The following is a 10364-nucleotide window of genomic DNA, read 5'->3' on the forward strand; positions in this document are numbered from 1 at the left end:
GCTCGCGCTCGGCGGCGCGGCCCTCGGCCCCGCCCCGGCGTGCGGCCTCCTCCTCGCTCTCGCCCTCCTCCTGGCCGAGCACCCAGGCCCGGGACGGCCTGCGGAACAACAGCACGATCACGGCCACGCCGATGCCGATCACCGGCACGCCGAAACCCGGCTGGCCGGACGGCCCGGCGGCGTACCAGCCCACACCGGCCACGACGAGGTTCACCACCACCGCGGGCGAGCGGGCCCAGGTCCGGCCGAGCAGCAATCCGGCGGCGCAGGCCAGGACACCGGCGGCCAGCAGGACGTAGTAGCCGATCTCGGCCAGCATGGCGCCTGCGGTCAGCGACGAGTCCCCCGCGTGGAACCCGAGGACGGCACCGAAGACCAGCAGCGCGATGCCGGGTGCGGCGGTGAGCGCTCCCGCGATGCGGACCTCGCGGGGAGCCGGGGAGAGCGCGTCGCGAATCGGCACGACGAGGTTGCCCTTCTGCGATGACCGAGTGTGAACGTCACCGATGGTATGCCACCCGGTCGGCCGTTTTACCGTGGCCGCGTACCGGGCAAAGATTCAGGTGTCGTCGATGAGCGGGCGGTCGGCCCGGGGTGCAACTCGTCACGGCGGGACAGGAGCCACGACAACGACCGGGAGGCAGCAGGGCACAGCGAACCGGGGCACGGAACGCGACGGCGACCGCCGGGCGAACGGCCCGGGGTCGCCGGGGATCGGCGCGCGATCCGTCCGTGATGTGGGTCGCACGAGGTGTTCGGCACGAACACCACAGGGCACCGACGTGGTGGCCTACTCTGCGGTCGTGCGTGCCGTTCTCGTCGTCAACCCACAGGCCACCGCGACCTCCGCCGGTGGCCGTGACGTCCTCGCGCACGCACTGGCCAGCGAGGTCAAGCTCGACGTCGTCGAGACTGACTACCGCGGGCACGCGATGGCCGTCGCCCGCGCGGCGGCCGACGAGGGCGTGGATGTCGTGGTCGCGCACGGCGGCGACGGGACCGTCAACGAGGTCGTCAACGGGCTGCTCTCCCGCACCGACGGCCGACCAGGCGGATACGCCTCGGTGCCGACGCTCGGGGTCGTGCCCGGAGGCTCGGCCAACGTGTTCTCCCGCGCGCTCGGGCTGCCCCGCGACCCGGTGGAGGCCACCCACCGCCTGCTGCACGCGCTGGAGCGGCGCAGGGGCAGGCAGGTCGGGTTGGGCCGCGCGGGCGGGCGGTGGTTCACCTTCAACGCGGGCATGGGCTGGGACGCCGACGTGGTCGCCGCGGTCGAGCGCAGGCGCGGCAAGCGCACCGGTCCGGTCCTCTACCTGCGCACCGCCGTGACCAGCTACCTTCGTCCGCCGCACGGGCACCCGGCACTCACCGTGCGGGTGCCCGGGGAGCAGCCGATCGAGGCGCGCACCGCCTTCGTCTCCAACACCGACCCGTGGAGCTACCTCGGCACCCGGCCGGTGCATCTGAACACAGGATGCTCGTTCGACTCCGGACTCGGCCTGTTCGCGCTGACCGGGCTGGGCCTGCCGACCGTGCTGCGGCACACCTGTCAGGCCCTGCGTGCCCGTGGCGAGCACCGCGGCCGACGGCTGGTGCGCGACGACGACGTGCCGATCATCGGCATCACCGCCGAATCGCCGGTAAACTTGCAGGTCGACGGAGACCTGATGGGCCCACGGACCCACGTGGAGTTCGTCGGTGTGCCTCGTGCGCTCACGGTTGCGTTGTGAGTGGTCGCGGTCGGTGAACAACCGCCGGTGATCACCTCCGGCAAAGTCGCCGCTACCACTCGGCGACGGCAAAGCTCCACTCACCGCACCACTGTCCGCGCGAGCGGCTCGATGAAAAGACAAAGACGCAGGTCAGACAGGTCGCTGAGGCGGGTGAGCTGACTCACCGATCCCGGCAAAAGACTTGTCCAACCCGGTGCTTCGTGAAAACATTCACGAGCACCCCAAGAAACGACCGCCATGACGACTGTGGCGCGGAGCACCGCGCCCGAAACAAGGAGCTCGAAGAAATGGACTGGCGCCACCGCGCGGCCTGCCGAGACGAGGACCCGGAACTGTTCTTCCCCGTGGGTACGACCGGTCCTGCCGTGTCGCAGGTCGCCGCTGCCAAGGCCGTGTGCCACCGCTGCACCGTCGCGTCCGACTGCCTGGCCTGGGCACTGGCCAGTGGCCAGGACGCGGGCGTCTGGGGCGGCATGGACGAGGACGAGCGTCGTGCGCTCAAGCGTCGTCGCGCGCAGATCAGCACGCGGAGCAACTTCTGAACCGCTAGAGACGCGATCGCCCTTCTGCCCCGCCGCAAAAAGCAGAAGGTTTGAGGGCCGGCATCCTTTCGGGGTGCCGGCCCTCAAGCGCGAGGACCGGACGCGCGTGTCCGAACCGCGAATTGTGCGCCGCGAACCGCCGCACGGTCCGAACTGTCGTCGCCCTGTGCGTTCCCCGCCTCGCACCAACCGTCGTGGCCGCTCGTCGCCGCCCTGCCGGAAATGACGGCCGCATCAGGAACGACGGCTGAGCGGAACGCGCAGGGCGGCCTCGGTTCCGTTGGCCCTCCGGGCTCCGTCGGCGTCCCCGGGCGCCCGGCCCGCCGTGGTGTCGTCCTCGCGCACCCCGCGCAGCGACAACGACCCGCGCAGTTCCGATTCCACCAACGTGCGCGCGATCTGGAGCCCGAGACCGTCGGCGCGCTCCAGCGAGAAGCCCGCGGGCAGTCCCTTGCCGTCGTCGCGCACGAGGACGTCGAGCCAGCGCGCCGAGCGCTCGACCACCAGCTCCACATGGCCCGATCGGCCCCCCGCGAACGCGTGATCCACCGCGTTCTGCACGAGCTCGGCGACGACCATCACCAGCGGCGTGGCGATCTCGGCGGCGACCACGCCGAACGACCCCGTACGCGACATCCGTACCGGCGAGCCCGCCGTGGCGACCTCCCCGACCATCGGCAGCACCTTGTCGAACAGGGTGTCCAGGTCGACGCGCTCGTCCACCGACATCGACAGCGCCTCGTGCACCATCGCGATGGAGGACACTCGCCGCACCGATTCCCCCAGCGCCTGCCGGGCCTCGTCGGACTGCATCCGGCGGGACTGCAACCGCAACAGCGCCGCGACGGTCTGGAGGTTGTTCTTCACCCGGTGGTGGATCTCGCGGATCGTGGCGTCCTTGGACAGCAGCGCACGGTCCCGCCGCTTGACCTCGGTGACGTCCCGGATCAGTACCAACGCGCCCGCCGCGCGGCCCGCGGGGCGCAACGGCAGCGCCCGGAACAGCACGACGGCGCCGCGCTTCGACTCGATCTCGGTCCGCGTGCCCGGCTTGCCGTCCAGCGCCTCGAGAATCCGGTGCGAGACATCGGTGGCGTCGAACGGATCGCGCACCAGCGACCGGGTCAGTGGCGCCAGCCGCGTGCCCACGAGTTCGGACTCGTAACCCATCCGGTGGTAGGCCGACTGCCCGTTCGGGCTGGCGAACACCACGGTGCCGCTCTGGTCGACCCGCACGAGGCCGTCGCCGACGCGCGGGCTGGTGTGCATGTCGACGTTGGCCTCCGAGCTGGGATAGGTGCCGTCCGCGATCATCTGGCACAGATCGGCGGCGCTGCCCAGGTAGGCGATTTCCAGGGGACTCGGCACCCTCGGGCTCGCGAGGTTGGTCTCCCGGCTGAGCACGGCGATGACGTCGGCTCCCATGCGCACCGGGATCGCCTCACGGCGCATGGGCAGGTCGTTGTACCAGTGCGGCTCCTCCTCGCGGCAGATGCGCTCCTCCCGCATCGCCCGCGTGAGCTGCGGATGCTCGGCGCGCGTGAACCGCTCACCGACCACGTCCTCGGGGTGGGCAGTCGGCGCGGTGGTCGGGCGCACCTGGGCGACGCAGACGCACTCGTCGGCCCCGGACTGCACCGGCACCCAGAGCAGGAAGTCGGCGAACGAGAGGTCGGCGAGCAGTTGCCACTCGGCGACCACGAGTTGCAGGTGGTCGACCGACTCGCCGGGAAGGCCGGTGTGGTCGGCGAGCAGTTCCGCGAGCGTGGACACGCCCCTCCTTGAAGCGACGACGGATGCTGGCGCGGACGTGCCGTGCCGGCCGCCCGCCCCGAGGCGGGTGGAGCCGTTGACACGTCCTCATGACACACTAAACGCGGAGCAGTGACGCAAGGAGTGAACATGGCCAAGCGAGCTCGGAAGCGCCGCGACCGCAAGAAGAACAAGGCGAACCACGGCAAGAAGCCGAACACCTGAGGTCGCCGGACGGCGCGCGGTGCGCGGCCAGGCCCACACCGCGCGCCGTCCCCGCGCTCGGCGTGCGCCCACGACGGCCTGCTCCCCGTCCGGGCGGGCGGACATGCGGTGACGAGCACCACTGCCGGGACGTCCGGAGCCCGGTCGGCAGCACGTTTGACGTACTTCGTCGACGGCAATCCGTCCTCACGGGTCGCCGACGACCCCGTCCGGCCACGTCGTGGGACGGGCCGGAGGGCGGAATACCGGACGCGGGTGCCGCGTTGCACCGGTCGTGCCGACGACGCTGCCCCGTGACACGTTGACCAGAGTCCTGGCCCGCAGGCGTGTCTCCGCTGAGGAGACACCGGCTCGGGAGACCAGGACAGCCCGCCGAGACGCAGGCGCCGACCGGGAAGGGAACGGTTTGCCGAGCACCGCCGACACCAGCCCCGTGTCCACCGACGCGGACACACGGGTCGACACCGAGCCGGAGCGGGAAGAGCAGCAGGCCGAGCGCTTCGAGCGAGACGCCATGCCGCTGCTGGATCAGCTGTATTCGGCCGCGCTGCGCATGACCCGGAACCCGGCGGACGCGGAGGACCTGGTCCAGGAGACCTATCTGAAGGCGTACGCGGCCTTCTCGTCCTTCAAGAAGGGCACCAACCTCAAGGCCTGGATGTACCGCATCCTGACCAACACCTACATCAACGGCTACCGCAAGCGGCAGCGCCAGCCCCTCCAGCAGCCGACGGAGGAGATCACCGACTGGCAGCTCGCGCAGGCGGAGAGCCACACCTCGAGCGGCCTGCGCTCGGCCGAGGTCGAGGCGATGGACAACCTGCCCGACACCGACGTGAAGGCGGCGTTGCAGCAGCTTCCCGAGGACTTCCGGCTGGCGGTGTATCTGGCCGACGTCGAAGGCTTCGCCTACAAGGAGATCGCCGAGATCATGGACACCCCGATCGGCACGGTGATGTCGCGGTTGCACCGTGGTCGCACCCAGCTGCGCGGGCTGCTCGCCGACGTCGCCCGCGACCGGGGCTTCGCCCGCTCCGCCGCACAGGAGGTGGCACGCCGATGACCGCCTACGGCGACTGCTCCGGCAGGACGGACGCTCAGAACAACCCCGACAACGTCAACTGCGATGACGCCCTCGCCGAGATCTACCTGCTGCTCGACAAGGAATGCAGTCCCGAACGGGACGAGCAACTGCGCAAGCACATCGACGACTGTCCGCCGTGTCTCGAGGAGTACGGCATCGACGACCAGATCAAACGGCTGCTCGCCCGCAAGTGCGGAGGCGATCTCGCGCCCGCGGAGCTGAAGAGCCGGTTGCAAGCCTCCATCCGGCGCACGGTCGCCGAGCGCAGTGGCCTGCGGGTCTCCGAAACCAAGATCAGTTTCCGGCGGGAACCCGCGTCTTTGGAGGCCGACGAGTCCGCGCCGACCCGGGGATACGAGCCCGAGTCCGAATCCGGACCCGGCGCCGCGAGCTGAGCGGTCCTGGACAGCACCGGGCCCGCCGCTCCGAACGGCGCGTGAGCCCGCCCGGGCACCGCGCGACGAGCGTCAGGCGGTGAGCGGGCGCAGGGTGCGCGTCAGCCACTCCGACGCGGCACGGGCCACCGCGTCCAGGTCGCGAGACAGACTGTGGTCTCCGGGCACGGTGACGACTTCGTGGTGCGGCCCCGCCTCGGGGCGCCCGAACGGGTCACGCTCCCCCTGGACGACCAGCGTCGGAACCTCCACCGCGTCGAGTTCGTGCTGCCTGCTCTTGTCCGGCTTACCGGGCGGATGCTCGGGGAAGGCGAGACAAAGCACGGCGGCGGCCTGGCCCGTCCCCGCGGTCCGGCACGCGACCCGGGCGCCGGAGGACCGCCCGCCGAAGACCAGCGGCAACTCGTCGAACCACATCGTCGCCACCTGCTCGACCACCGACAGCCAGGCGGTGTCGAGCTGGGTGGCGGGTGCGGGAGCGCGCCGACCCGCGACGCGGTAGGGCTGCTCGACCAGCGCCACGTGAACATCCGCCGCACGGGCGGCCCGGGCCACCGCGACGAGGTCCGGGGCGTCCACCCCGCCTCCCGCGCCGTGTCCGAGCAGCAGGGCCGCGATGCCCTGCTCGGCGCTGTGCACAGAGACCCGGGCGGGTCCGTGCGGGGTGTCGAGTTCGGTGGCCGTCATCGCGCGTCGTCGCCGTTTCTGTCGTCGTTACCGGCCGGTCAGCGCGGCACGTCGAACAGGGCGCCGTCCGCGCTGCCCCCACCGTCGAGGTCCGTCGCCTCGGGGCCGGTGCGTTCGAGCAGCTCCGGGCCGTTGTTGCGCACGTTGTTCACCCGCGTGGACACCGGCCGCAGCTCCAGTCCGTTTACCCAGTCCCGCTCCGGTGGGCGCAGCAGGTCGGTGACGTCGGTGCGGTCCGGGTCAAGCCACCCCGCCCAGCGGTCGGCGGGCAGGGCCAGCGGCATGCGGTGGTGGACGTCGGTGAGCGCGCCGACGGCGTCGGTGGTGATGATCGAGCACGTGATCAGCGGAAGGGCGTCGGCCTCGGCCTTCGGGTCGCGCCAGGTCTCCCACAGTCCCGCGAACGCGAGCGACGACCCGTCCGGCGAGGTCATGTAGAACGGCTCCTTCGGACGCGCGCGGTCGCCGTCGGCGCCTGCCGCCTTCCACTCGAACCAGCCGTCGGCGGGCACGAGGCAGCGCCGCCGGGTCAGCGCCTTACGGAACGCGGGCTTCTCCTGTGCCGTCTCGGCCCGCGTGTTGATCATTCGTGCGCCGACGGACGGGTCCTTCGCCCAGAAGGGGACCAGGCCCCAGCGCATCGTACGCAGGCTGCGCACCGGCGCCTCGCCGGCCAGCGGGGCGCCCTCAGCGTCCTTCGGGTGGCGTTCCACGACGGTGACGACGGTCTTGGTGGGGGCCACGTTGTAGTCGGGTCCGCGCGCGGCGCCGTCGGTACCGTCAAGCGCGTCGAACTCCCGCATCAGCGTGGCCGGGTCCTTGGTCGCCGCATACCGGCCGCACATCGGTCCTCGGCCTCCCCGTCTGTCGCGCCACACCTGAACCCGGGCACGCTCGCGAGCGAGCCGCCCGACCGCCATCCTGGCACGGTTGCGCGGTCCTGGCGAGTGCCGTGGGGGATCATCGAGGGTGTCCGCGCACGCGACCAGGAGGGTGGCACGGGTTGGCCCGGAGGGATTGGCGCACGCTCGACGAGAGCGACGTCCGCGTACGGCCGGGGAAGGGAACGCGCCCCCGCAGCAAACGGCGCCCCACCCACCCCGACGCGGTGCCCGCGATGGTGCTGTCGGTGGACCGCGGACGCTGGCGGTGCGCGGTGGAGGCCGACCCGGGCCGGGTGGTCACCGCCATGCGCGCCCGGGAGCTGGGCCGCACGCCCATCGTCGTGGGCGACCGGGTCGGACTCGTGGGAGACGTGAGCGGGCAGCCGGACACCCTCGCCCGGATCGTGCGCGTGGACGAGCGGGACAGCGTCCTGCGCCGCACCGCCGACGACACCGATCCGTACGAGCGGGTCGTGGTGGCCAACGCCGAACAACTGTTCATCGTCACCTCCCTGGCCGACCCGCCGCCCAGGCGAGGATTCATCGACCGCTGCCTCGTCGCCTGCTACTCGGGCGGGCTCGAACCGGTGCTCTGCCTGACCAAGGCCGACCTCGCCGGTCCGGACGAGCTGCTGGCCTCGTACGCCGACCTGCGGGTGCCCGCCGTCGTGACCCGCCACGACGAGGACAGCCCCGAGGTGCGCGAGCGTCTGCGCGGCCGGGTGTCGGCACTGGTGGGTCACTCGGGCGTGGGCAAGTCGACCCTGGTCAACCGCGTCGTCCCGGATGCCGGGCTCGCCACGGCGGAGGTCAGCGCGGTCGGCAAGGGAAGGCACACGTCCGTGACCGCCGTCGCGCTCCCGCTGCCCGGCGGAGGGTGGGTGATCGACACTCCCGGCATCCGCTCGTTCGGCCTGGCCCACGTGACCGCCGACGAGGTCGTGTCGGCGTTCCCGGACCTCGCGGAGGCGGCCGAGGAGTGCCCGCCGAACTGCGGGCACCTCGGCGCGCCGGACGATCCCGACTGCGTGCTCGACGACGCCGTGGGCGACGGCGGTGCGACCCCCGCCCGGCTCGCCTCGCTGCGCAGGTTGCTGCTGTCCCGCACCGGCACCGACGTGTAGCGCACGAGGCGCGGATTCCGCGTGGGAGGGAACGTGACCGGCCGCCGCCGCGTCTCACCCGTGCGAAACGCGTCCGGCACGGACGGCGACGGACAACCGAGAGGTAGCTCATGCGCAAGTCAGCTCTCGCGGCCGGTGGGGCCGCACTCGCCCTGGCCCTGGCCGGGTGCGGCGGCGACAACGCCGCGTCCGGCGAGTTCTTCGGCAACATCGAGCAGCTCGCGAACTCGGCGTCGATTCAGACGACCGAGACCGGCTCGTCGAAGATCACGCTGGAGATGTCCGTGATGGGGCAGCAGATCACCGGCGAGGGCAAGGCGAGCTACGGGGCGGACCCGGCCATGACGCTGACCATGAGCGCGATGGGGCAGGCCACCGAGATGCGCATGGTCGACAACACCATCTACATGAAGATGCCCCCGCAGCAGGCACAGGCCATGGGTGCCGACACCCCGTGGGTGTCGATGTCGCCCGGACAGGGTCTTCCCGCCGGGCAGATGGCGCAGCAGAGCGACCCGACCAAGGTTCTCGACACCATCAAGCAATCGGGTGCGGAGATCACCGCCAGCGAGACCGCCATGCTCAACGGCGAGGAGGTCAGCCGCTACACCGTGACACTCGACCCGATGCAGGCGCTCGAAATGAGCGGGAACACCCAGCTCACCGAGCAGCAGAAACAACAGTTCGCGCAGCGGATGTCCGAGGTCGGGCCCGTCCCGATGGAAATCGACCTCAATTCCGCCAACCTGCCCGTGCGGATCGCGATGGACATGAAGCAGATCGCCGAGGCAGGCGGCATGCCCGGCGAGGTGTCGATGACCATGACGTTCAGCGATTGGGGCACGCCCGTCGAGGTCGAGGCGCCGCCGCGGGACCAGGTCACCGAGATCGACGCGCCCAGCGCGGGCGGGTTCTGACCCGGCGGCTCCCTCCGAGGCACCGGCCCCGCCCTGGTTCCCGGTGCCTCGCGTGACATCCTCTTCGTTCCCGAAGCCCGGACCGGCGGTGTCCGGGCATGACGACGACGGAGAGGTTCACCGATGCGAAGATCAGCTCTGGGGGCCTGGGGGATCGCGCTCGTCCTGGCGCTGGGCGCCTGTGGAGACGACGGCGGCGACACCACGGCGGACGCGGACGGGACGGCCGCGGCCGACGGTCCCGGCACCGCTTCGAGCGACGGGATGACGATGGACCGGCTCGTCGATGCCGTGGCCGAGGCGACGGCCGACGGCGGCACCGCCTCGGTCGCGCAGGAGATGACCGGCATGGGCCAGACGATGACCGTGCGGGGGCAGGCCCGCTACGACACGGACACGCGCGCGACCGCCTGGACGGCCGAGACCGCGGGATCGCCGATCGAGATGCGGATCGTGGACGGCGGCGTCTACATGCGGCTCCCGCCCGAGCAGCTCGGGGCCATGGGGGCGAGCGAGGACGCGCCGTGGCTCTACGGCCCGGACGACGACCGGTCGTCGTCCGGGTCCACTCCGGGTTTCGCCGAGCAACTCACCCAGCAGAGCGACCCGGCCGAGGCTTTGCGCCGCATCGCCGACGCCGGTGGCGAGGTCACCGGCACCGAACCGGACACGCTCGGCGACCAGCGGGTCACCCGACACACGGTCGACCTCGACCCCGCTTCGGCGGCGGTCCTGGTGAGCGGCAGCGAGCTGACCGACCAGCAGAAGCAGGCCCTGCCCGCCGGGGCCGTGCCGGTCGAGGTCTACCTCGACGGTGAGGGCCGCGTGCTGCGCATCGAGACGTCGGTGGGACCGGACGGCGCGGACGGGTTCTCCCTGCTGCTGGAATACACCGACTGGGGAGAACCGGTGACGGTCGAGGCGCCCCCGGCCGCGGAGGTCGCCAACGCCGAGGACCTCGACGGCTGACCCGACCGGATAGCGCCCTGCGCGCGGCGCCCGCCCCGGCGCTCCCGGCTCG

General features: G+C 71.7%; 12 protein-coding genes. 8 read left to right on the top strand and 4 right to left on the bottom strand.

All coding sequences use genetic code 11. From position 1 onward, the window contains the following. The coding region (locus SACSA_RS25740; protein ID WP_019814153.1) for a hypothetical protein at window positions 1-463 on the bottom strand (463 nt) is incomplete at its 3' end. A 340-nt stretch (window positions 464-803) separates the two neighbouring features. On the opposite strand from SACSA_RS25740, the gene SACSA_RS0105415 reads away from it, so the two are divergent. Further along, entirely contained in the window at window positions 804-1730 is a 927-nt protein-coding gene (locus SACSA_RS0105415) for a diacylglycerol/lipid kinase family protein (protein ID WP_028661568.1), read from the top strand. A 290-nt stretch (window positions 1731-2020) separates the two neighbouring features. Beyond that, entirely contained in the window at window positions 2021-2275 is a 255-nt protein-coding gene (locus SACSA_RS0105420; RefSeq protein WP_019814155.1) for a WhiB family transcriptional regulator, read from the top strand. 234 nt (window positions 2276-2509) lie between these two features. Here the strand turns inward: SACSA_RS0105420 and SACSA_RS0105425 are convergent, their stop codons facing one another. After that, window positions 2510-4048 carry a sensor histidine kinase gene (locus tag SACSA_RS0105425; protein ID WP_019814156.1) on the bottom strand — a complete coding sequence of 513 codons (1539 nt, stop codon included), beginning with the start codon at window positions 4046-4048 and terminating at the stop codon, window positions 2510-2512. A gap of 129 nt (window positions 4049-4177) precedes the next feature. Between SACSA_RS0105425 and SACSA_RS27165 the strand changes: the two genes are divergently transcribed. The 3 genes from SACSA_RS27165 (at window position 4178) to rsrA (ending at window position 5731) form a co-directional block, all read left to right on the top strand. Continuing rightward, window positions 4178-4252, top strand: a complete 75-nt coding sequence (locus tag SACSA_RS27165) for a 50S ribosomal protein bL37 (RefSeq protein ID WP_157596670.1) — start codon at window positions 4178-4180, stop codon at window positions 4250-4252. A gap of 406 nt (window positions 4253-4658) precedes the next feature. Continuing rightward, complete coding sequence (locus tag SACSA_RS0105435) at window positions 4659-5315, top strand: sigma-70 family RNA polymerase sigma factor (RefSeq protein ID WP_019814158.1); 657 nt, start codon at window positions 4659-4661, stop codon at window positions 5313-5315. Beyond that, complete coding sequence (rsrA, locus tag SACSA_RS0105440) at window positions 5312-5731, top strand: mycothiol system anti-sigma-R factor (RefSeq protein ID WP_019814159.1); 420 nt, start codon at window positions 5312-5314, stop codon at window positions 5729-5731. Before SACSA_RS0105435 ends, rsrA begins: the two co-directional genes overlap by 4 nt. 72 nt (window positions 5732-5803) lie before the next feature. Here rsrA and SACSA_RS0105445 read toward each other — a convergent pair whose 3' ends face one another. Both SACSA_RS0105445 and SACSA_RS0105450 read right to left on the bottom strand, forming a co-directional pair. Continuing rightward, on the bottom strand, window positions 5804-6418 hold the full coding sequence (locus SACSA_RS0105445) for an alpha/beta hydrolase family protein (protein ID WP_019814160.1): 615 nt from the start codon (window positions 6416-6418) through the stop codon (window positions 5804-5806). Between the two features lie 38 nt (window positions 6419-6456). Further along, a complete protein-coding gene (locus SACSA_RS0105450) occupies window positions 6457-7263 on the bottom strand; it encodes an SOS response-associated peptidase (RefSeq protein ID WP_019814161.1) in 807 nt (268 codons plus the stop codon). Window positions 7264-7421: 158 nt separating this feature from the next. Here SACSA_RS0105450 and rsgA point away from each other — a divergent pair, with 158 nt between their 5' ends. The 3 genes from rsgA (at window position 7422) to SACSA_RS0105465 (ending at window position 10312) form a co-directional block, all read left to right on the top strand. Next, window positions 7422-8426, top strand: a complete 1005-nt coding sequence (gene rsgA / locus SACSA_RS0105455) for a ribosome small subunit-dependent GTPase A (RefSeq protein ID WP_028661569.1) — start codon at window positions 7422-7424, stop codon at window positions 8424-8426. Between the two features lie 110 nt (window positions 8427-8536). Then, window positions 8537-9343 (top strand): hypothetical protein, encoded by an 807-nt coding sequence (locus SACSA_RS0105460; RefSeq protein ID WP_019814163.1) that lies wholly within the window; start codon window positions 8537-8539, stop codon window positions 9341-9343. 123 nt (window positions 9344-9466) lie between these two features. Further along, complete coding sequence (locus tag SACSA_RS0105465; protein ID WP_019814164.1) at window positions 9467-10312, top strand: hypothetical protein; 846 nt, start codon at window positions 9467-9469, stop codon at window positions 10310-10312. Window positions 10313-10364 lie beyond the last annotated feature (52 nt).

Origin of the sequence: Saccharomonospora saliphila YIM 90502 (assembly GCF_000383795.1) — a bacterium.
Classification (GTDB): domain Bacteria; phylum Actinomycetota; class Actinomycetes; order Mycobacteriales; family Pseudonocardiaceae; genus Saccharomonospora; species Saccharomonospora saliphila.

What these genes read in the sequence shown, in the direction of transcription:
- SACSA_RS0105445 (WP_019814160.1), bottom strand. Translation starts at nt 6,418, where the DNA reads ATGACGGCCACCGAACTCGACACCCCGCACGGACCCGCCCGGGTCTCT.
- SACSA_RS0105460 (WP_019814163.1), top strand. Translation starts at nt 8,537, where the DNA reads ATGCGCAAGTCAGCTCTCGCGGCCGGTGGGGCCGCACTCGCCCTGGCC.
- SACSA_RS0105420 (WP_019814155.1), top strand. Translation starts at nt 2,021, where the DNA reads ATGGACTGGCGCCACCGCGCGGCCTGCCGAGACGAGGACCCGGAACTG.
- SACSA_RS0105450 (WP_019814161.1), bottom strand. Translation starts at nt 7,263, where the DNA reads ATGTGCGGCCGGTATGCGGCGACCAAGGACCCGGCCACGCTGATGCGG.
- rsrA (WP_019814159.1), top strand. Translation starts at nt 5,312, where the DNA reads ATGACCGCCTACGGCGACTGCTCCGGCAGGACGGACGCTCAGAACAAC.
- SACSA_RS0105465 (WP_019814164.1), top strand. Translation starts at nt 9,467, where the DNA reads ATGCGAAGATCAGCTCTGGGGGCCTGGGGGATCGCGCTCGTCCTGGCG.